The 20,906-nt window shown below is 68.6% G+C and carries 17 protein-coding genes; 8 read left to right on the plus strand and 9 right to left on the minus strand.

Annotation, left to right across the window (positions count from 1 at the left end):
• Positions 1-245 precede the first annotated feature (245 nt).
• The 5 genes from I4J89_RS29915 to I4J89_RS29935 are packed head-to-tail and all read left to right on the plus strand — an operon-like array spanning position 246 to position 6,657.
• Positions 246-1,058, plus strand: a complete 813-nt coding sequence (locus I4J89_RS29915) for a glycosyltransferase (RefSeq protein ID WP_196417453.1) — start codon at positions 246-248, stop codon at positions 1,056-1,058.
• 46 nt (positions 1,059-1,104) lie between these two features.
• On the plus strand, positions 1,105-2,538 hold the full coding sequence (locus I4J89_RS29920) for a glycosyltransferase family 4 protein (protein ID WP_196417454.1): 1,434 nt from the start codon (positions 1,105-1,107) through the stop codon (positions 2,536-2,538).
• Entirely contained in the window at positions 2,535-3,671 is a 1,137-nt protein-coding gene (locus I4J89_RS29925; RefSeq protein WP_196417455.1) for a glycosyltransferase family 4 protein, read from the plus strand. Before I4J89_RS29920 ends, I4J89_RS29925 begins: the two co-directional genes overlap by 4 nt.
• Positions 3,668-5,209, plus strand: a complete 1,542-nt coding sequence (locus I4J89_RS29930) for an ArnT family glycosyltransferase (RefSeq protein ID WP_196417456.1) — start codon at positions 3,668-3,670, stop codon at positions 5,207-5,209. Before I4J89_RS29925 ends, I4J89_RS29930 begins: the two co-directional genes overlap by 4 nt.
• Positions 5,206-6,657 (plus strand): lipopolysaccharide biosynthesis protein, encoded by a 1,452-nt coding sequence (locus I4J89_RS29935; RefSeq protein ID WP_196417457.1) that lies wholly within the window; start codon positions 5,206-5,208, stop codon positions 6,655-6,657. The genes I4J89_RS29930 and I4J89_RS29935 overlap by 4 nt, the downstream gene beginning before the upstream one ends.
• Here the strand turns inward: I4J89_RS29935 and I4J89_RS29940 are convergent.
• Positions 6,635-7,774 carry a hypothetical protein gene (locus I4J89_RS29940; protein ID WP_196417458.1) on the minus strand — a complete coding sequence of 380 codons (1,140 nt, stop codon included), beginning with the start codon at positions 7,772-7,774 and terminating at the stop codon, positions 6,635-6,637. The genes I4J89_RS29935 and I4J89_RS29940 overlap by 23 nt on opposite strands.
• A 568-nt stretch (positions 7,775-8,342) precedes the next feature.
• Here I4J89_RS29940 and I4J89_RS29945 point away from each other — a divergent pair.
• Positions 8,343-9,506 carry a glycosyltransferase family 4 protein gene (locus I4J89_RS29945; RefSeq protein WP_196417459.1) on the plus strand — a complete coding sequence of 388 codons (1,164 nt, stop codon included), beginning with the start codon at positions 8,343-8,345 and terminating at the stop codon, positions 9,504-9,506.
• Here I4J89_RS29945 and I4J89_RS29950 read toward each other — a convergent pair.
• The 4 genes from I4J89_RS29950 to I4J89_RS29965 form a co-directional block, all read right to left on the minus strand.
• Positions 9,488-10,288: a PIG-L family deacetylase gene (locus tag I4J89_RS29950; protein ID WP_309238527.1), complete on the minus strand. Its 801-nt coding sequence runs from the start codon at positions 10,286-10,288 to the stop codon at positions 9,488-9,490. The two genes, I4J89_RS29945 and I4J89_RS29950, sit on opposite strands and share 19 nt — an antisense overlap.
• 394 nt (positions 10,289-10,682) lie before the next feature.
• On the minus strand, positions 10,683-11,204 hold the full coding sequence (locus I4J89_RS29955; protein ID WP_196417460.1) for a hypothetical protein: 522 nt from the start codon (positions 11,202-11,204) through the stop codon (positions 10,683-10,685).
• 427 nt (positions 11,205-11,631) lie between these two features.
• Positions 11,632-12,276, minus strand: coding sequence for a response regulator (locus I4J89_RS29960; RefSeq protein WP_196417461.1), 645 nt, complete (start codon positions 12,274-12,276; stop codon positions 11,632-11,634).
• A complete protein-coding gene (locus I4J89_RS29965; RefSeq protein WP_196417462.1) occupies positions 12,264-13,502 on the minus strand; it encodes a sensor histidine kinase in 1,239 nt (412 codons plus the stop codon). The genes I4J89_RS29960 and I4J89_RS29965 overlap by 13 nt, the downstream gene beginning before the upstream one ends.
• A 141-nt stretch (positions 13,503-13,643) precedes the next feature.
• Here I4J89_RS29965 and I4J89_RS29970 point away from each other — a divergent pair, with 141 nt between their 5' ends.
• Entirely contained in the window at positions 13,644-15,023 is a 1,380-nt protein-coding gene (locus I4J89_RS29970; RefSeq protein ID WP_196417463.1) for an alpha/beta hydrolase family protein, read from the plus strand.
• 98 nt (positions 15,024-15,121) lie between these two features.
• Here the strand turns inward: I4J89_RS29970 and I4J89_RS29975 are convergent, their stop codons facing one another.
• From I4J89_RS29975 to I4J89_RS29985, 3 genes are all read right to left on the minus strand, one after another.
• Entirely contained in the window at positions 15,122-16,309 is a 1,188-nt protein-coding gene (locus I4J89_RS29975) for a cytochrome P450 (protein WP_196417464.1), read from the minus strand.
• 51 nt (positions 16,310-16,360) lie between these two features.
• Positions 16,361-17,587, minus strand: a complete 1,227-nt coding sequence (locus I4J89_RS29980) for a serine hydrolase domain-containing protein (protein WP_196417465.1) — start codon at positions 17,585-17,587, stop codon at positions 16,361-16,363.
• Between the two features lie 110 nt (positions 17,588-17,697).
• Positions 17,698-18,657 (minus strand): nucleoside hydrolase, encoded by a 960-nt coding sequence (locus tag I4J89_RS29985; protein WP_309238528.1) that lies wholly within the window; start codon positions 18,655-18,657, stop codon positions 17,698-17,700.
• 52 nt (positions 18,658-18,709) lie between these two features.
• Here I4J89_RS29985 and I4J89_RS29990 point away from each other — a divergent pair, with 52 nt between their 5' ends.
• The gene (locus I4J89_RS29990) at positions 18,710-19,870 is read left to right on the plus strand and encodes a hypothetical protein (RefSeq protein WP_373688172.1); all 1,161 of its coding nucleotides are present in this window, start codon (positions 18,710-18,712) and stop codon (positions 19,868-19,870) included.
• On the opposite strand, the gene I4J89_RS29995 is transcribed toward I4J89_RS29990, so the two are convergent.
• Positions 19,854-20,870: a hypothetical protein gene (locus tag I4J89_RS29995; RefSeq protein ID WP_196417466.1), complete on the minus strand. Its 1,017-nt coding sequence runs from the start codon at positions 20,868-20,870 to the stop codon at positions 19,854-19,856. The two genes, I4J89_RS29990 and I4J89_RS29995, sit on opposite strands and share 17 nt — an antisense overlap.
• Between the last annotated feature and the right edge of the window lie 36 nt (positions 20,871-20,906).

Genomic DNA, 20,906 nt, shown 5'->3' on the forward strand with positions numbered 1-20,906 from the left:
CCGGCGAGTATCACTGTGGCTGACCCTGGCCGTGCCTTGGGGGCCGGGTGCCGGGGTCGGACCCGTGGTCAGTTTCAGTATTTTGGCATCATTTCGTCGCGATACAGGGAGAATGTTCCGTGGCGTCGGACTCGGGTGCCCGCAGCATGCCGAGATCCAAGCATCAGCCGACTGTCTTTTGTGAGAACAAAGAACCTTCACATACCGGCCGAAGCGTGGTCGGAACAACGGCCACGGAGGGCCTCATGCGCGCTGCGACAGACCCGGAAGCGCCGCATCCGCTTCTGATATCGGGCGCAGCGACGTCCAGCGCGACGGACCGAGTATGGCCCGGGAGCCAATCGGCCGACGGGCTCGATCTGGAAGTCATCGTCCCGGCATACAACGAAGAGTTCCGTATCGGCCCGACGTTGCTTGCGCTCGCGGGTCACCTTTCCGCCATGCCGATCTCGGGGGCCATCAGAGTCATCGACAACGGCAGTTCGGATCGCACCGCCGAAGTCGTCGATCCGCTCAGCACGGCGAATGTGCCGATCACTGTGTCGGGCTGCTCCCGGCGCGGTAAAGGCGCCGCCGTACGGCGAGGGGTGCTGACCAGCCGGGCGCGGTGGGTGGGATTCTGTGACGCGGATCTTGCTACCGCCCCCACCGCGATCGATGACGTGGTCAGCCTGCTGGCCGACGGCTGGCAGGTCGTGATCGGGTCCCGGCGGCACTCGAGTTCCAGGGTGACCATGCGGCAACCGCTGGTCCGGCGATTCGGTGGGACAGCGTTTCGCATGGTTTCCCGCCGATACGTCGGTGACCTCACCGACACCCAATGCGGATTCAAGTTCTTCGAAGGAATGGCTGCCCGGCGTCTGTTCTCCACTGTGACGCTCACCGGTTTCGCGTTCGACCTCGAAGTCCTTGCGAAGGCCCGCAGGATGGGGTTGTCGATCATCGAGTTGGGCGTCGAATGGAACGACCGGTCGGGAAGTACGTTCGCGCCGTTGCGCGACAGTGTCGAGGTGGCCCGGGAACTCTGGCTGCTGCACCGCAGCATGACCGAGCGTTGAGCCGATCGAATCCTTCCGACTTACTGAGAAAGATGATTCAGAAAACATGTCCCATGTGGTCATCTGCAACTGGCGCGACAGCGGGCACCCCTTGGCCGGCGGTGCCGAATTGTATTGTGAACGCGTTGCTGAGCACCTGACCCGGAACGGGCATGAGGTCACGCTGCTCACCTCTGGTTTCAAGGGTGCGACGCCCGTCGAGGAGGCCACGTTCGGCCGGATCGTTCGACGGGGCGGAAGGTTCACCGTCTATTTTCATACCCTGGTGTGGCTGAGGCGTCATCGCCGCCAATTTGACGCCGTGATCGATTCCCAGAACGGTATTCCGTTCTTCTCGCCGCTGGCCACCGGGCGGCGCAAGCCGGTCGCCCTGCTTATCCATCACGTGCATCAGCATCAGTTCACGCTCTATTTCCCGCGGCCGGTGAGCCTGCTCGGGCAGTGGCTTGAACGCACGGTCAGTCGCTGGGTTTACGGGCGGCGAGCCGTCTGCGTGGTGTCACCCTCCTCGCGCGCCGAGGTGCGCCGGCTGCTGCGATTCGCCGGACCGGTGTTCATAACCGCATGCGGGCAGGATCGGGCCGACAACCCGGTCCGCGTACTGCGGGACGTGCATCCGCGCATCGTCTTCGTGGGCCGGCTGGTGAACCACAAGCGGGTCGATCTGCTCGTTCGGGCATTCGCCGAGGTGATGAGCCGGGTCGAGGATCTGCGGCTCGACATCGTCGGAAGCGGGCCGGAACTGCCGGCGTTGCGTACTCTCGCCGATCAGCTGCAAGTGGGTGAACGGATCTGCTTCCACGGTCGAGTGAGCGACCAGCGTCGTGACAACCTTCTGGACCAGGCGTGGATGACCGTCGGCACCTCGGTCGGCGAAGGCTGGGGACTGTCGGTGATGGAGGCGGCCGCACGCGGTGTCCCCGCGGTCGCCCTGCGGGTGTCAGGTCTGCAGGACTCGGTGATCGACGGAGTCACCGGCTGGTTGGTGAACGATCCCGTGGACCTGCCCACCGCCATCGTGAACGCGGTGGCGTCACTCCGTGAGGACGCCACCGCTCGATCCATGGCTGACGCGTGCCGGCGATGGTCCGACAGGTTCAGCTGGCAGGCGACCGCCGACAGGCTGCTCGCGGTGCTGACCGCCGAGCGCGCGCGCCTGCACGACGGCAGTGTCGCCCGGCGCGCTGAGCACGTGAGCGACGCGGCAACGATCGTCGACCTCGACCCGGTCGGCCTTCGCACCGCGGATCTGTCCGTGCTGCCGGGCACCGACCAGATTGATCTGGGAGCCGACACCGCGCGTCTGCTCCTGCTCGGCGCGGACGAGGAGGACGCCCGAGCACGGCTGACGCAGATGGGGGTCCCCACGGCCACCATCCGAGACTGTCGCCTGGCTCGCCCGAACGAGTTGCTGGGCTGGGCCTCCAGCGTCGCGGATCTGTCGCTCACCGGGGCCGACGGGGAAAGCGGATCGTCGTGACGCGCCTTCGCCGCGCCGAACGCATGAGCATTTTGCACCTAGGCTACGAAGACAAGGATCAGCCCGGTTCCGGCGGTGGCTCGATCCGCACGCACCAGATCAATCGGCAGCTTGCCCGGCGCCATGACCTCACCGTTCTGACCGCCGGCTGGCCGGGTGCCTGTGACCGGATCGAAGACGGCGTCCGCTACGTACACCTGGGATCCGGGCGTACCCGCGCGCGGGCGATCTCGTATTTCCTGCGCGCCACGCGCCAAGCGCACCGTTCCACGGCGCACCTGATCGTCGAGGACTTCGGCGCGCCGGTCGGCACGGTCGGCATTCCTCGGTTTACCTCGGTCCCCGTCATCGCGATGGTGCAATGGATGTTCGCCGCTGAGATGACGGCGAAGTACCGGCTCCCCTTCCAGCTCATCGAGCGGTGGGGAGTACGGCAGCACCGGCACTTCATCGCCGTCTCCGACGATCTCGCCGCCGACATCACCGGCCGCCATCCCGGCGCCGAGGTGCAGGTCGTACCAAACGGTGTGGAGTCCGAGGCGTTCCTGACCCCGGCCGACATCGGCAGATTCGGTAGCCCGTCGGCTCCGCTGGTCTATCTCGGCCGGCTGGATACCACGCAGAAGGGCATCGACGTCCTGATCCGGGCGCTTGCCTCGATCCCCGACCGGCCGCTGCACATCGCCGGTGACGGGTCGGACCATGACAAACTGCGTCGGCTGGCCTCCGCCATGGGGGTGGCCGACCGGATCCGTTGGCTCGGCCGGGTCGACGGCGACCGCAAGTACGCCCTGCTGGCGTCGGCCGCCGCGGTGATCGTCCCGTCGCGGTTCGAGACGTTCGGCATGGTCGCCGTCGAGGCCGCTGCCACCGGGACCCCGGTCATCGGCTCCGACATCGCCTGCCTGCGCAACGTCATCACCGACGAGACCGGGGTACGGGTCCCGCCCGGTGACGTCGGTGCGCTGGCCGAGGCCGTCACCCGGCTGCTGGCCGATTCGGAACGGGCGGCGCGGCTCGGAGCGGCCGGCCGCGCCTTCGCCAGCCAGTTCGACTGGCAAACCATCGCGGCACGGCAGGAAGCCATTTACCGTCGCGTCGCTTTCGCGAGGTACGACGGAGGTAAGCCATGATCACCGAAAACCTCGGCATGGCACGTCGTACCGAGCCCGCGCCGCCGACCGCCGGCCCGGGGCGGCGGTCGCGTACGCGTACCGGGCTCACCGTGGCCGCCGCGGTCGCCGTCGTACTCGCGCTGCGCCTTGTCGGCCTGACGACCAGCTATGACATCTTCGTCGACGAACATTTCTACGCCGCTCTCGGACGGTCGGTGGCCGCCGGACATCTGCTGCCGGACAACGCAGGACAACCGTTTCTGTTGCATCCACCCGGCTTCTTCTGGCTCGAGGCCCTCTGGTCGACGATCGTGCCGATCGACGGTGGCGCGGACCGCGCCGTCTATCTCATGCGGGCGCTACAGGAGGTGATGGCCGCCGCGTCCGCCGTCCTGATCTTCTTCCTGGCACACCGCCTGGCCGGGTTCCGGGCCGCGGTGGCCGCTACCGCCCTGTTCGCCATCGACGCCTACATACTTCGGCAGAACGCGCGGGTGCTGCTGGAGACCACGGCGCTGACCTTCGTGCTGGCCGGCTATCTCCAGCTGGTACGGCTCGTACAGGGTGCGCCGGGTCGTGGCCGGAGCGGCGTCTTGTGCGGTGTGTGCTTCGGCGCCGCGGTCCTCACGAAGGACATGGCAGTGCTGATCACCACGGTGCCGCTGCTGCTGATGGCGGTGACGGGCTGGTGCGGGGTACGGCGGCAGGCGATCGTCGCCGCCGCCGCGGTCCCAGCACTCTACGTCACCTATTCGGTCGTGGTCGTGGTCAGCGGCCACGGCGCTGCTCTCTGGACGGCGAAGACCTCCGGATTCGCACGCCTGCTGGGCACACACATCACCACGGGTTTCAACGCGCCGCATTCACCGTCGCTGAGTCACGTGATGTGGTCCCAGCTGCTGGAGTTCGGCGGGAGCTATGCCCTGATCGGAGCCGGGACACTGGCCGGGTTGTGGTTGCTGGTACGTCCCGTCACACCGGCCCACCGTGTCCTCGGCCTGTTCACGAGTTCGGCCGCCTTCATGGTCGCCTACGACACGGCATTCGGCACGATCGAGGAACACTTCCTGTACTACCTGGCCGTACCGGCCCTCATCAGCGCCGTCGTAGCCGGTGCCGAGCTGTCGCGACGCGTCCCGCGGCTCACCGCCACGACGCCACTGCTGACCGGCATCCTGGTCTTGCTCCTCGCCCTCGACGCAACCGCCTGGGTCCGTCTGCGGTCCACCCCCGACAACGGGCACAGCGAGGCGATGAAGTGGCTACTGGCACACGCCCCTGCCGGATCGCGCGTGGCCTGGGTCGCGGGCCAGACCGAGCTCAGCCTGCTGGGTACCGACTTGGTGCCGGTTCCACTCGGTGCCCCGTCCACCATGGCCAGCGAGGGAGTGAGTTACCTGGTCACGTTGGAGAAGCTCGTGGACGAGGGCTACACCTTCACGACCCCGCGCCATGTCGACTGGTACGCCCAGCACGGCACCAAGGTCTTCTCCAAGACCGGACGATCGTACGGTGAAGTCGCTATTTATCAGACCATCGACCGGAATCTCTGGTGAAGCGCACCGGGTGGCTGGTGCTGGCGGGATCTCTCGCCACCGGGCTGCTCAACTACGGGTACACCGTCACCCTGATTTTTCTGCTGCGCCCGGCCGACTTCGCCAAGGTTGCCTCGATCTCCTCGTTGCTCCTGCTGGTCGGCACCGCCGCCTCGGCAACGATCCCCTGGGTGCTCGCCCGCGAGATCTGCAATTCGGCGCACTCGGCTGACCGGCGGCGGCATGCGGTCGGCTTCGCGCTAACCACTTCGGCACTCGCGGGCATTGCCGCCGCTGCGGTGTTGTGGCTGGTGGAGGCCGCCTACGCGGACACTTCCCTGATCCTGCTGTCCGCCGTCAGCTGCCTGAGCATCTTCGTGACCGCCGCCGGTGCCGGATACCTTCAGGGCCGGCAGCGCCTGGCTGAGCTCACCATGTACCGCCTCGCCGAGGTCGCCGCCAAGATCGTCATTGGCCTCGGCGGCGCGGCGCTCGCCGGATCCGCCACGGCCGGAGTGGCCGGTATGGCGACCGGCTCAACGCTGTGCGCCTGCTGGGCTCTGTGGATCATGCGATCTGACATCGGACGGCGGGGTCGCGGCCAGGCCGGCGACCGCACCCTCTGGCGTGACGCGATAGGAATCGGCGCCGTCCAGTGCCTCTGCTCCCTGGTCCAGGCCGCGGACGTCATCGTCCTCAGCCTGAGCGTCGGCGCCACCCCGGCCGCCGCCGGCTACCAAGGGCTGATGGTGCTCGGCCGCATTCCGCTCTTCGTGTCCACCGCGTTGTCGGTCATCGCGTTTCCCCGGCTGGCCGCCGACGACATCACCGAGTACGAGGCCCGGCGAGTCACTCGCGAGACACTCGCGCTCTACCTGGTGCTGTCCGGCCTCGTCGTCGTCGCACTGGCGGCTCTGCCGCGTTCGATCCTCGCCATGATCCTGCCCGCGCACTACGCCAAGTTCCACGCCCTGCTGCTCCCCTTGGCCCTCGCCGGCGCACTCGCGGGCCTGCTCAGCCTGGCCACCACCTTTCTCCAAGCAGCCGGACGATACCGCGCGGCCATCATCGTCCTGGCCATCAGCGCCGTCGCCGCGGCAGCCGCCCTCACCGCGGCTTCGGGTGACCTCCGGGTCTTCGCCTGGACTTCGGCAAGCACGACTGCGGCTACCGCGCTCGTGACGATGATTCTCGTGGCGCCGCGCCGGCCGGCCTCCTCGGTGGGCACCGGTCACGCGGTCGAGGGGCAGGTCACCGCCGGCTCGCGAGATACGCGGGTCCTGCGACCGGCCGCTGCGGCAACGAAGGCAGCACCGGCGAATCGGTCCTCGCCAGCCTCGGTGACGACATCGAACCCGGCACCGTGGCCCCACGGCTCGCCGGTGGCGGGACAGCACAGCAGTGCCACACCCGCCACCGGCGCCGTATCCGGGCGGTGCCGCCCGGCTAACTGGTCTGCATCGCGGTGACCTGGCTCAGCGACGGCCGGTCCGTGCGCCCGCTGTACAGGTCGGCCTCGTTCATGATGAACATCATCGACAGTTTGTAGGTACGCGCGTGGGCGTAGGCCCTCGCAAGCTCCGCCGGAGTGTTGCTGCCCTGGTTCTCGCCCGCGATGCCCACACCGGCACGAATGGCCAGATCCGACAAGTATGCGATCGGCGACTTGGTCTGCGCCGTCGTGCCGGTACCCGCGCGATCAATCGACGACTGATAGGCGAGCACCCCGCGCTTCGGCAGCGCCGCGACCTGCCGCGCCCAATCCAGTCCCTGAGACAGGGTGTTGTTGTTCTCCGCCAACGTGCCGCCGGACAAGCGTGCGGCCGCTGCCGCCTCGGCCTGGCCGGGACGCAGCCCCACATTCGGATACAGCACCAGCACCGGCGCCCCCGGGACCATCAACTGCGTCTGAGCCACGATGAACCGCTGGTACTCGACGAGGCTGTCCAAATACCACGAGATGAACTTCTGCGCCTGGGCCGGCTTACCGGTGCCCGGCACCCATCCGCGAACCGGATTGCTCGCTCGCGCCCACTTCCCGAAGGCCCAGAAGGAATGCCTCGGCAGGGCCTGATCGGGATAGCGCAACTCACCGTTGAGCAAACCACCGGCCCGCACAGCCGTGAACTTGAGGCCCTTGATGGCCACCGTCAACTTTTGCAGATAGGCCTTCTGAGCCGCGCGCACCTTCGGATTCCACACCGCATCCGGAACGTCCTCGCCCGGCCCGCCGTGCCATTTGATGCCGTACTGATCGACAAATCGGGTGTCCGGATCCAGGTCGAAGACCCACGACGGAGCATCCTGCAAACCAGGCGAGAAAACCACCTGAAGCCCGGCGCGCTGAAATGTTGCGTACCGCTTCCGCAGCGCCGAAACCGCCGCCGAATCAAGACCCGCTCCGGCCACCGGCTGTAGATCCCGCCAACGCGCCTCCAGCAATACCGCCCCCACGCCGGCGGCTTTGGTCGTGACTGCCCGGCCATCGGCCGGCTGCAGAATCCCCAGCAAAGGCCTGCTCAAGGCCGCTCCGGTACGGCGCGCGGCGTTGCTGGGGGGCGAAAAAGTGAAAACTGTCACGGACATCGCCAGGACAATGGCTGCAGTGCGGGCAATCACTCGCGCCGAAGCGCTTTGCGGAATGTTAAGCACGACGGCTGTTCGACGCGCCATGGGTCTCAATTACGGTTGTAACCCATTGCTACCCCGGTCGCGACCCGACTGCTCCCGGCGCGCCGCGACGACGCACCGCCGTCCCTGCCGAGAACCGGCGATGAGGAGGGCTTGCCGGCGATCTCGGTGCTGGAGCCGCGCCCATAATCAGGACCTGGATCGGAAGGCGATTTTCGCTTGGATGCTCGCAAACCACCCGATCCAGCGCCGATAACACCCTTTCGGGCCACTACCGGCCTCTCATCAGGCAGAACTGCCATGTGAAGCACGGCTCTCCGACATACTTCAGCCGTATACGGCGATGCGCGTGATCAGTCTCGGAGGGCAGCGCGGTGCGGCAGAACAGTCCCGTCCACGGTGTGGCGGCTGTGATCGCGATCCCCGGCTGTGCGGCCGGCCGCGGGCTCCACGGCTGACCCGCCTCACCGGTTCCCGCAGCCATGCCCACTGACCTTGCCCAGTTCCGAACCGATGCCGTCGCATGAACGAAAACCGCGGCGATGAGGAACCGGTTCCGACGGCGTGCCCGCAACGCGGGACGCGCAAGATCGCCATGTCGATCTTCGACAGCATCGGCAACCCGCATTACAGCGGGGGCGGCCCGGTCGTCGTGCATGAGGTGGCCACCCGGCTGGCGACGAGATACGACGTCGTCGTGTACACCGCCTCGCATCGCGGCAGCCGCGCCGACGTGCGCGACGGCGTCCGGTACGTATACCTCCCGGTCGGCTGGGCAGGCCCCCGCGCCGGGCAGGTCCTCTTCCAGTTGATGCTTCCGTTCGTCGCTACGTTGGCGGGCCACGGCGCCTGGATCGAGACCGTCACGCCGCCGATCTCAGCGAGCCTCCTGCCGATGCTGTCCCGGCGCCCGGTCGTCGCGCTCGTGCAGATGCTCGGCGGCGCCGACATGGCGCGTAAGTACCGGATACCGTTCCATCTCGTCGAACGCTGGGCGGTGCGGCTGTACCGGCACTTCATCACCCTCAACGAACTGGACCGCGCGATGATCGAGAAGTACGCGCACCCGGCGACCTGTCACCTCATCCCCAACGGCGCGTACCGCCCGGCCCTGTCGGAGAGCGAGTTCGGCACCGGCGACCATCTGCTCTTTCTGGGGCGCATCGACGTCGAGCAGAAGGGCCTCGATCTGCTGCTCGCCGCGGTCCGCCGTCACCGGCCGGCGCTGCCGCTGGTGGTCGCCGGGTCGGGCACTGCCGAGGAGGAGCGCAAGCTGCGCCGTCTGGTCGCCGCGGCCGGCCCCGGCGTGGGGCTGGTCGGCCGGGTCGACGGATCAGAGAAGGAGCGCCTGCTCCGCTCGTGCGCCGCCGTGGTGGTGCCGTCGCGGTTCGAGACCTTCAGCCTCAGTGCGCTGGACGCCATGGCGTACGGGAAGCCGGTGGTTCATTTCGATCTTCCCCAGTTGCGCTGGATCGGCGACGACTGCGGGATCCGGGTCCCCGCCTTCGACGAAGCTGCCCTCGGCCGGGCGCTGCACGACATCGCCGCGGATCCGCAGTGGCGCGCACGGCTGGGCCGGCGCGGCTACGCCCGCAGCAGGGACTACGACTGGGACGCCGTATCCGCGCGGTACCGCGCCGTCTTGGACGCCGTCCTCGCCGAGGACCGTCACGGGCGGGGGCAGTAGTACACCTCCGGCACCGCCGGGATGACGCCCCCATGGAACAGCCCCGCCACCTGGCTGCGATAACCGCTGATCAGCCGGCCTTTCGCGGCGACGCCGGTGCTCAGGCGCCAGGGCGTGAGGGCATGCGCCGAAACGAAGCGCGTATCCACCGGAGCCACCAGATCGTAGGGAAAGTCGGAGTAGTAGACGGCGTGCTCGCGGAACTGCGTGCCGGCCAGCCGGCCGATCAGGTGATCGACGTGCCGCCCGACACCCAGCGGGCAGAACAGCAGCTTCGCGCCCGCGCGCCGGGCGGTCGCCCGGATCGCCGCCAGGACGTCGCGGATCAGCGGGCGGTCGCCGTGTGCGAGCCGTCCCCGGGCGATGTCGAAGTGGTAGGTCGGATAGCGGTGCGCCAGTTCGGGCACGACCCGTCCGAGCCTTTCCCGCATCGGTCCGCCGCGCCGCCGCCGGCGGAACAGCGCATCGGCGAAGCCCAGATGTACCGGTTGTACGGCCAGCTGGGCCAGCACGTCGGCGTCCTCGCGGCGGCGGGCCGAGTACAGCGACGCGGCGTCGTCCGAGCCACAGGCTCGCATGAAGCCGCGCGCCGCGTGCGTGTGCGGTGGCGGGCCGGCGGTGGTGAAGATCGTCGCCACGATCACCGGGCAGTGCCGCGCCGCGACTTCCAGCAGTGCTCCGCAGGACAGCACGGCGTCGTCCAGGTGCGGCGACACGAACAGGATCGGATCCCCCGCGTCGAGCGCAGACCGGAGCGGAGCTGGCATCTGTTGATCAGGCACGGGTGTCTCCCTGGGCTCGGCAACGCCGGCGTGGCGTCCGATGACCACATTCGGGCCGGCGTATTGCCACGGCGGCCGGTTCCCGGCGATGTCATACCTGGGTGCTGGGCCTCGCACGACCGTGCGGGCACGGCCGCCTCGGCGATGATGATCACCGAGCGTGCGGCGAAGCCGGCGGTGCGAAGATTGCCTACCATTCCGGACAAATCCGCCGACTTGGTCGGGGCCCGCCGGCACCACGCCCACTCGATGTGGTCGGTCAACCGGCCCCACGACGTTCCTGTACTGCCGGCGACGTCACAGTCTCCTCAGCGGACACCTGATCTGAACGGCATCAGGTACTTTCTGCGCTCCTGCTTGCCGCGCCGCAATCCGCCTCGATTTCGGAATCAGGTCAGGAGAGATCCCAGAGGGGCAGGCCGCCGAGGTGGATGTCGGGGAGCAAATGCGTGCCCCGGTCGTACGTGGTGTTGTAATTGACGTTGTAGTGCTTGTCGTAACTGGTGTTGTAATTGACGTTGTAGTTTCGGTCGTGGCTGATGTTGTGATTCGTGTTGTAGTGCTTATCGCGGTTTGCGTTGTGGTTGGTGTTGTAGTGCCTGTCGCGGTTTGCGTTGTGGTTGGTGTTGAAGTGCTTGTCGCGGTTTGCGTTGTGGTTGGTGTTGTGGTGCTTGTCGTGGTTTGCGTTGTGGTTGGTGTTGTAGGTCTTGTCGCGATTCGCGTTGTGGTTGGTGTTGTTGTTGATGGTGTCAGGACCCTCGCCTTTTCCCTTTCTCTTGCCATGGTCGCTGTCGCTGCCGGCATTGGCGGCAACGAAGGCCCCCGCTGCGAGCGCCGAACTGGCGGGCGCCGCAACGAAGCCGAGTGCCGCGGTCACTGCGCCGGTAAGGACGGCCAGCCTCAGAAAATTCTTCACAGGGATCCTTCGCGTTTACGGAATAGGAGGATGTGCCGGAGATACGCATTTCCTGCGCTGTCTCACTATGCCGACCCCGAAGGGCCGTATCACGGAGATCCGCGACGACAGTCTTCATTTCCCGCGATCGAGCGAAAGTGTGGGCTCGCCCGAATCCTTTCGCCTGGTAGGGCAGAGGTGAGCGGGCTGCTCGTTTCGACGGTGAGCCGGACCGGCCAGACTCAGCCCGGCCTTGGCGTACGCCTTCGTGAGTCGTCTCAGAAGATGCTGTTCCATACCCTCTTCGCGTTGTCGGCGACTGCCTCGGCAGCGTTTCCAACCCCGTCGCCGATCGTTCGGAAGCCCTCCTTGAGCGCCGTCTGTGTCCCTTCCGGCGCTTCGAGAGGCCACGTTCTGAATTTCCCCGGGACCTGTTCGCAGACGCTCGTCATCGGTCTCGGCCGTCGAGGTAGGCCAGCACCGCGAGCACCCGGCGGTGATGGCTGGTTGAGGGGGACAGACTGAGCTTGGCGAACAGCGTGTTGATCAGGTTGTTGACCGATTTCTCGGCGATGACGAGCTGCTCGGCTACCGCGGCATTGGAGTGGCCCTCCGCCATGAGCCGTAGGACGTCATGCTCCCGTGGGGTGAGCTCGGTCAAAGTGTCGCGTCCGTGCAGGAGACGCGCGACCACGTCGGGGTCGATGACAGTGCCGCCGGCCGCGACTTGGCGCAGCGCGGCTACGAATTGGCGGACGTCACCGACTCGGTCCTTGAGTAGGTAGCCGACCGCGCCGGCGCGGTCGGCGAGCAATTCCCGGGCGTAGAGCCGTTCGACGTACTGGGAGAGTACGAGCACCGGAAGGCCGTGCGCCTGCCGTCGGGCGGCGAGGGCGGCGCGCAGCCCCTCGTCGGTGAACGTAGGCGGCATCCGGACGTCGACCACGGCGATGTCGGGACGGACCTCGAGTAGTCGCTCGGTGAGCTCCGATCCGTCGGCCACCGTCGCCACCACGTCGAAGCCGTACGCGGTCAGCATGCGGGTAAGACCGTCGCGCAGCAGTGCCTGGTCCTCGGCTATCAGGACGCGCACGGCAGCTCCATGTTGAGTACCGTCGGGCCGCCCGCCGGGCTGCTCAAACGCAGCTCGCCGTCAAACGCGGCCATCCGGCGCCGGATGCCGAGCAGGCCGGTGCCGCCGGCCGGGTCGGCGCCGCCGTGCCCGTCGTCTCGGACGGTGATGTGCAGGGCCGTACCGGTGTCGGCGATGGTCACCTGAATGCGGGTGGCGCCACTGTGCCGGCCGGCGTTGGCGAGCGCCTCGGCGACGGCGAAGTAGGCGGCGGCCTCGACCGGGGCGGTGAGCCGCCGGTCCAGCCTCAGGTCCAGGTCGGCCGGGAACGCGGTGTCGAGCACGAGCGCCTCGACTGCTGCGGCCAGGCCCCGGTCGGCCAGCACCGGCGGGTGCACGCCGCGCACCAGGTCCCGCAGCTCGGTCAGCGCCGCGCCCACGCCGGCCCGTGCCTCGGCCACCAGAGCCTTGGCGCCGGCCGGATCGGCATCGATGACGTCCTCGGCGACGCCCAGGCTCATCGCCATCGCGACCAGCCGCGCCTGCGCGCCGTCGTGCAGGTCACGCTCGATGCGGCGCAGCTCCGCGGCGGACGCATCGACGGTGGCGGCGCGAGTGGCGGTCAAGCTGCCGACCCGGTCGATCAGCACCGCCTTGGAGGTCGGGCCGAGCAGCGCCGCCGCGAGCCGGGCCTGCCCGTGGACGAGAGGCCGGGGCAGCCGGTACGCGACGACTGCCAGTCCTAGGCCGACCGGCACCAGCACCCAGCTCAGCACCGTGGACCGGCCGGTCAGCTCCAGTACCAGGGGGTCGTACCCGGTCGGCTCCGGCAGCACCGCGCTCAGCACGGGTGCGGTTACGCACTGGAACGCGCCCAGCCACAGGGCAACCGGAAGCACGAAACAGACCACGCCGACGACGAACTGGCAGGCTAGCCAAGCGAAGTCGTACCAGGTCGCCGGCTCGCGCAGGATCATGCGCAGCCGGGCGAAGGCCCCGGCAGGCAGCGGCCGGTACGAGGCCGGCACCGCCGCTCCGAGCACCGCAGCCGCCCGGCGACGCTGGAGTCCGGCGAGCCGACGGGTGACCCACACGGCGGCCGCGAAGAGTCCGAGACCCAGACCGGCCGCCACGGTCGCCGGTAACGACGCGACGAGGAGGAACAGCAGCACGGGAGCGGGTAGGCCGATCGCCGCGCTCACCACCAGCCAACCCAGGTCACGTCCATGACTGCGAATCTGCTTCACGGCATCGACAGTAGGGCGCGCGAATCATGGCCGACAGGGTGCCTGCACCCCGTCGATCCCAGGTGTTCTCGCCCTGTGTGCCGAGCGGCGCGACGACGATGCTGGCTCCCGACGAACCGAGATCGACCTGGGAGACCCCGAATGCGAAAGATCGCCATAGCCGTACTCGTCGCGCTGTCAGCGGCGCTGGCCGCCGTACCGACGCCGGCCTTCGCCGGGCCGGCGGACGTGGTCGCCACCGAGGTCGAATTCACCGGCGCCGGTGGTGTGGTCTTGCACGGCACTGTCCTCGCGCCGGCTCAGGACGCCGGGAAGACGCGGCGACCGGGGATCGTGATGCTGGAAGGCGCGGGCAACCGCGGCCGGGAATATCTCATGCCGGAGGCGCGGGCATACGCCCGGCACGGCATCGTGACGCTCGTGTACGACAAGCGCACAGTCGGCTATTCGATGCTGCATCGGGACTACGGGCTGCTCGCCGACGACGCGCTCGCCGGGCTGCGGCACTTGCGATCACGGTCGGACGTCGACCCGGGGCGGACCGGGCTGTGGGCGCTGTCCGAAGGCGCGTTCGTCGCCCCGATCGCTGCGAACCGCTCCGCCGATGTCGCTTTCCTCGTCACGGTCGGCGCGGTCGGCGTCACCCCGGCCGTGCAGACCGCCTGGGCCTACGGCACGTACCTGGAGCACGCCGGCGTCAACGGGTCGCTGCCCGGCACCATGCGGGGCACCACGGTCCGCACCGCGATCGGGGCGGGCATCTTCGCTGAGGCCGACTTCGATCCACTGCCGCACTGGGAGCGGGTGCGGCAGCCGGTGCTCGCCCAGTGGGGCCGCCTCGACCGGGACGCCGTGCCCGGGCAGAGCAGCCAGCTCATCCGGCAGGCGCTGGAGCGCGGTGGGAACACCCGGCACACCATCCGGATCGTCGACGCCACCAACCACAACCTGCACCGCACTGCCGACGACGGCTTCGACCGCCTGCCGGACCTGCCGGCGGACTACGGCGACGCCGAGGCGCGCTGGATCGTCGACCCCCGGCAGGAGTCCCTCCCGAGCGGTGACTTCGGCCCCGAGCCGGCCGCACCGGCCATAGGCGCACCGGCCTGGTACGAGGGGGGTGCGGTCCAACTGGTGGCGTTCCTGGCGCTGCTCCTCGCGTTCGCGGCGTACCCGGTGGCCGCCGCCGTCCACCGCATCCGCCGCGGCCCGCGCGTCCAGGCCCTACGATCGGCCCGCTGGCTCGCCGTGCTGGGCCCGGCCACCGTTGCCGGCACGCTGCTGTACCTGCTCGTTCTGCTCGCCACGGCGGCGAAGGTCACCGGGCCCGTGGTCCTTGGCCGCCCGGTCGTGTGGCTCGGCCTGCAACTGCTCGCCTGCGTCACCGTGATTGCCACGCTCACGGTCGCGTGGGGCCTGTTCCAGCACCGCTCGGCCGACCGGATTCGGCTCAGCCTGCTCACGGCGGGCGGGCTGTTGTTCGTCCCGTGGGCCGTCCACTGGGGATTGCTCCTCCCGTGAGTGATCAGACGACCGGCATCACCAGGCGCCGGGTCCTCGGTGGCCGGGCCGGTAGCAGCACAGTCCGGCCACGGACACCCGTATCGTGTGGGCGTGCTTCAGGCCGGCTTCGGGAGCCGCAACGGCAGTTCGTTCGGCCCGTGGGTGCCGATCGCCGGCCGCCAGGTCACCTCTCCGGCGATGACCGGCGGGCCGAAACGACGGGCGAGGATCGCCAGGGCTTCGCTCAATTCGGCGTGGGCGAGCGCGGAGCCGAGACAATAGTGCGGTCCGGCGCCGAACTGGAGCAGCGGGGCATCGCGGACTGCCGTGATGTCGAAGGTGCCTCCGCCGGGATAAGCACGTGGATCCCGCTGGGCGGTCCGCACGGCCATGGTCACGAAGGTCCCGGCGGGGATGGGCACACCGCGAAACTCGAAGTCTTCGGCCGCGCGGCGGAACAGGCTCGCCGCCGACGGTCGCCAGCGCATCGTCTCGTTGACCGCGTTCTCCGCCAAGTCGGGCCGGTCGCGCAGCAGCGTCCACTGCGTGGGGTGTTCGGCGAAGGTGACCATCATGTTGGAGAACTGGTGGCGGGTGTTGTCGTGTGCGCCGAAGACCAGCGTGACCAGCAGGTTGCGCAATTCCTCGCGGGTAACCGTCGCATCGACCCGCCAGGCGCCGACCATCGTGGAGATCAGGTCGTCGGCCGGGCGCTTGGTTTTCTCGTCGATCAGTGCGTCTATATAGCCGTCCAGTCCCGCGACGGCCCGTTCGACGCGGGCCGCCGTGTCGCCGCCGGTGGCCAAGGCGAAGATCAGGCCGATGTCGCTGGACCAGACGCTGAATATGTCGTGGTCCGCGGCGGGCACACCGAGTAGTTCGCCCATGACCGCCAGCGGCAGCCGATTGGCGAAGGCGTCGACGAATTCGACTTCGCCGGCACTTGCCATCTCATCGGCCAGTGCCTCGGCCGTCGCCCGGATGAAGGGTCGCAGCAGGTCGACCGTGCGCGGCGTGAAGGAGCGGCCGGCCAGGCCGCGGAGCCTGCGGTGGTCGGCGCCGTCCCAGTTGACGATCATCGGGACCCACCAGTCGTGGATCGGCCCGGAGGTGATGCCGTTGCGTCGCAGGTAGTCGTCGCCGCCGTGGTCGAGCCGACGGTCACGGAGCAGTTCCTGAGCCTCCGCGTAACGCAGCACGAGCGGGCCGAGCGGGCTGTCGGCGTACCAATCGGCGGCCTGCGCGGCGAGCACCTCCGGCGAGGTGAAATCAAAAGCCGGATCGACAACATTGAGGTACGGCATGCGATGCCTCCCCGTCCGGTCATGCATGTGTCACCGAGTGTGCCGCACGGGTCACCAAGAGCAGAATGCTCGATCAGCGAGGAAGCCGCGGTCCGGGGCGAACACACCGGGTGACGAGCCGGTGGCGTGCACGGCGTCCGCAGCGCCGCACAGCACGTCCGGCCAGAACGCGTTTCTGAGCTGGTCGACGGGATGGTCGGGCGGTCCGTAGAAGGCCATGTTGTCGCCGTAACTCACGTGCCGGTCCACGGTCGGCGCGTGGTAGGACATCGCGTAGTAACCGATGACCAGTCCGTCGTGCCCCCAAGCCTCAATACCGCAGCCGAGTCTTCCCCCGGCGATCCCGAGTCCGTAGCCACCGTCCTGCTGGCCCGGCGCGATCGGAACAGTGGTCTTCATCTGCGCCAGCTGCGCGGGCCGCAGGAGCCGGCCACCGAGCAGCGCGCGGTAGAAGCGGTTCAGATCGCTCGCCGAGGACACCAGCGCCCCCGCGGTCCACGTCCAGGACATGTTGTACACACTGAAGTCACGCAGCGTCCCGTCCGGCCATGGCACGTAGCCCTCGGAGTGCGGCCCGCGGATGTACGGCGACCGCCCGGGAAGGTAGGTGTTCCGCAGTCCCAAGGGTCGAATGATCCGCCGTGCGAACTCGCTCTCGGCCGATCGTCCGGTGATCCGTTCGAGGATGACGCCGGCGAGGATGTAGTTGGTGTTGGAGTAGCTCCAGCGCTCACCCGGCGCGCCGGTGCGTGGCTCGGACAGGCCCAGTGCCACCAGTCGCGAGGGCGGAATGGTCACATGCCGTAACCGTTCCATCGCCGCCAGGTCGGGGAACAGAACCGTGTCGTAGTCTGCGATGCCGCTCGTGTGGTTGAGCAGCATCCGTACCGTCACGCCGGTCGCGAGATCGTCGGGCACCAGGTCCGGTACGAACCGGCCGATCGGGTCGTCCAGGCCCAGCCGGCCCTCTCCGGCCAGCTGCAGGATGACGGTGGCGGTGAAGGTCTTCGTGATGCTGCCGACGCGATGCTGGAACCCCGGCCGCATGGGCCGGCCGGTGTCCACATCGGCTACTCCCGCTGCACCACGCCAGACGTGACGCCCGTCGCGTACCTCTGCGAACGCCCCGGCCATGCCCGCGTCATGGATGGCGTCAAGCGTCTCCTGCCATGCCCGGGGATGTGGCGTCGACGGGTTCGCCACGGCCGGACCGGATGCGCCGGTGAGCAGCGCCAAGGTCATGCCGGCGGCGATCAGAAGCCGAGTCTGAGTGCGCATCGTTCCATTGGAAACCCTCGATCCCAGGAGGGGAAGGCCAGGCGCCTCGACAGGCCTGGTCCCGTGCACGCCGGGCCGGCGTCTTCCATCACGAGCAGGTCGGCATCGGGCTACCCGGTCCGCTGCTCGCCGGCCTGACGCACGGCGGCCATGAGCAGGCGCCAGAAGGCGCCGACGTCCAGGCCCACCGCGATGTCCGCGTTCGGGGTACGCCCGGTGCGGTGATGGAGATCCACAACGGTCGCGCCGCGGGTGTACGTCCCGGTCAGCTCGACAGCGACCGGTGCCGTGACGGTCCGGACGATCGCCGGGTCGATGACCTGTGCCACGGCGATCGGGTCGTGCACCGGTGGGTGCTCGAACCCGAACACCCGGTGATACGTGCTCGCGAAGAACGTCATCAGTTCCGCGCAGATCTCGCCCAGCCGGGTGCCCAGCCCACGGAACTCGGCGATGATCTCCGTGGTCGCCAGGGCCTGGTGCGTGACGTTCAACCCGATCATCGTGGTCGGCAGCCCGGACCGCAGCACGATGTCGGCCGCCTCCGGATCGGTGACGATGTTGAACTCGCCGTAGGGCGTCGTGTTGCCCCGCCCGGTCGATCCGCCCATGAAGACGATGCGGCGTACCTGTGGCGTGACCTCCGGATGGCTGCGCAAGAGCAACGCGACGTTGGTCAGCGGTCCGGTGGCGATCAGCGTGACCGGTTCGGGAGAGCCGGTGATCAGCCGCCGCATCAGCTCGACCGCGTGCACGTCCGCAACCCCGCCGACCGGTAAATCGAGGTCGGGGCCGTCGAGCCCGGACGCCCCGTGGATGTCCTCGGCAACGGTCAGGTCACCGACCAGCGGCCGGGCACAGCCGGCCGCGACCGGAACGCCGGCGGCACCGGCCAGGGCGAGAATTTTGAGCGCGTTCTTCGTCGTCTTGTCGAGCGTCTGGTTGCCGGCGACGGTGGTGACGCCGAGAAGTCGCAGCCGGTAGTCACCCGCGGCCAGCAACAGGGCCAGCGCATCGTCATGCCCCGGGTCGCAGTCGACGATCACCGGACGAGCAGCGGACTCACTCACCCGTACGACGATAGATGTTTCCGCATCTCGCGACGGCCCGTACCATCGGCCGGTGTTGAAACGACGGGCCCTTGTTGCCGCGCTGCTCGGCGCTGGCCTGCTGGGTGGCTGCCAAGCCGACGCCGACCCGCCGGCGGCCGCGCCGAGTCCGGCCGCTCAGGCCGGTGGGGTGAGCTCGCCCCCGTCTGCGGCGGCCGAGGTGGCGCCTTCGAAGAAGGCGGCGCCGAGCAGCAAGCCGCCCCGGGCGCTGCCGAAGCCGGGCAATCCCAAGGGTCGCGCCGCCGTTCCCGCCGCCGCGCGGCCGGTCGACACCAGCCGCCCGACCCGTACGGTCGGTGACGGCACACCGGCCGGCTGCACGTCCGCCGCGGTGGTCCGGGCGGTCGCGGCCGGTGGTGTCATCACCTTCGACTGTGGGCCGGATCCGGTCACGATCACGATGACCAAGACGGCCAAGGTGCGTAACGCCAGTGCCAAGGTGGTGCTCGACGGTGGCGGCCGGGTCACGCTGAGCGGCGCCGGCAAGCGCCGGATTCTCTACATGAACACCTGTGACGAGGCGCAGGGCTGGACCACGTCGCACTGCCAGGACCAGGACACGCCGCGCCTGACGATTCAGAACATGGCGTTCACTCAAGGGAACAGCACGGGGGAGTCCGCGGAGGGCGGTGGTGGCGGCGCGGTCTTCGTGCGTGGCGGCCACGTCCGGATTCTCAACTCGCGGTTCACCGCTAACCGGTGCGATCGCACCGGGCCCGATCTGGGTGGCGCGGCGGTACGCGTGCTCGATCAGGGTGGTGACGACCCGGTGTACGTGGTGGGCAGCACGTTCACCGGCGGGGTGTGCTCGAACGGCGGGGCGCTGAGCAGCATCGGCGTCTCCTGGACGGTGCTGAACAGCCACTTCTCGGGCAATGAGGCGGTCGGCAACGGTGCGAACCCGGCCCGGGCCGGTACGCCCGGCGGGGGCAGTGGCGGTGCCATCTACCTGGACGGCAACCGGTTCACGCTTACCGTGGACGGGACCGTCATCGAGAAGAACCAGGCGCGCGAGGGCGGCGGTGCGGTGTTCTTCGTGAGCAACGACCGCACCGGGACCTTGACTGTCCGCAACTCCACGCTACGCCGCAACCGCAGTGCGGGGTTCGAGACGCAGGGGCTGCCGGGCATCTTCTTCATCGGAGCGGACGCCTCGGTCAAGACGTCTGGGTGAGGATGTCGTTGACGACCTTCTGCATCTCGGAGCGTGCCTTCACCGGCGCGGTGGCGTCCACGGCGACCTGCCATTTCGGCTCGGTGCCGAAGAAGTGGCTCATGACGAGCTGGTAGCGGTTCTTCTCCACCTCGAGGAACTTCGTGGTGGCGTCGAACTTGCGCGGCTTCTCGCCGGCGCGGAACCAGTTCTTGCCGAGGGTGTTCTGCTGTTTGGCGCCGCAGGGCGCCGGGCAGGCCCGCAGCAGGACGGCGAGGCGCTTCCCGCTGCCCGGATCTCCCTCGTCGACGCAGATGTACGCCTTCGAATCCGGGATGTCGGTACGGGCGCCGAGGCAGCCCCAGGTGGGTGGGGTGCGGAAGGCGAACGGCCAGTCCTTGAACCGCATGGTGAACGTCTTTTCCCCGGGCTCGAAGGTGGCACCGGTGAGCCGGCGGGCGGGCCGTTCCTCGGCCGGTTCCGGCAGGTTGGGCAGGGGCGGAGCGGACTCCGGCAGCTCGGGCAACGGGGGAATGGGGCGATCCGCCTCTGATGTGGACGCCAGCTGGGCGGCGTACCGGTTCATGACCAGCGTTCCGCCGAAGGAGCAGAGCGCCAGCAGCAGGGTGACCACCAGCAGGAGGATCGAGGCCACCAGGCCGGGGTACTTCTGCGGCCCGGCGCCGAGGGCGCCCCGCATGAAGACGATCAGCGGGGCCCGGTACTCCAGGTCGACGTTCTGACCCGGCATCGCGGTGACGACCAGGTCGGCCTTCCCGATGCGCCGGGGGATCAGGTACGGCACGTGCGCGTGCACGTGATGCTGCCCAGGGACAACGGTGGTGGCGATCGGTCGCCGCCAGCCGGCCGGGATCGGCTGGCCGTCGATCACCAGTACCGGCGTGAAGAGTCCCAGAAGGAATCCGAGCGGCGAGTACTTCATGGTGACCGTGATGGCCGCGGCCTCGCCCTGGTACGGGTAGTACTCCGTCGCGTAAGACGGCCATTGGTGGGTGTGCATATGTGGGAAAACACCGGTGCCGCGCCCCGGGTTCAG

The organism is Actinoplanes aureus, from assembly GCF_015704865.1.
Taxonomy (GTDB): Bacteria; Actinomycetota; Actinomycetes; order Mycobacteriales; family Micromonosporaceae; genus Actinoplanes; species Actinoplanes aureus.

Coding starts and splice junctions, on each gene's coding strand:
- I4J89_RS29970 (WP_196417463.1), top strand. CDS start 13,644: ATGCGAAAGATCGCCATAGCCGTACTCGTCGCGCTGTCAGCGGCGCTG.
- I4J89_RS29930 (WP_196417456.1), top strand. CDS start 3,668: ATGATCACCGAAAACCTCGGCATGGCACGTCGTACCGAGCCCGCGCCG.
- I4J89_RS29975 (WP_196417464.1), bottom strand. CDS start 16,309: ATGCCGTACCTCAATGTTGTCGATCCGGCTTTTGATTTCACCTCGCCG.
- I4J89_RS29945 (WP_196417459.1), top strand. CDS start 8,343: ATGAACGAAAACCGCGGCGATGAGGAACCGGTTCCGACGGCGTGCCCG.
- I4J89_RS29920 (WP_196417454.1), top strand. CDS start 1,105: ATGTCCCATGTGGTCATCTGCAACTGGCGCGACAGCGGGCACCCCTTG.
- I4J89_RS29980 (WP_196417465.1), bottom strand. CDS start 17,587: ATGCGCACTCAGACTCGGCTTCTGATCGCCGCCGGCATGACCTTGGCG.
- I4J89_RS29915 (WP_196417453.1), top strand. CDS start 246: ATGCGCGCTGCGACAGACCCGGAAGCGCCGCATCCGCTTCTGATATCG.
- I4J89_RS29940 (WP_196417458.1), bottom strand. CDS start 7,774: ATGTCCGTGACAGTTTTCACTTTTTCGCCCCCCAGCAACGCCGCGCGC.
- I4J89_RS29995 (WP_196417466.1), bottom strand. CDS start 20,870: ATGCACACCCACCAATGGCCGTCTTACGCGACGGAGTACTACCCGTAC.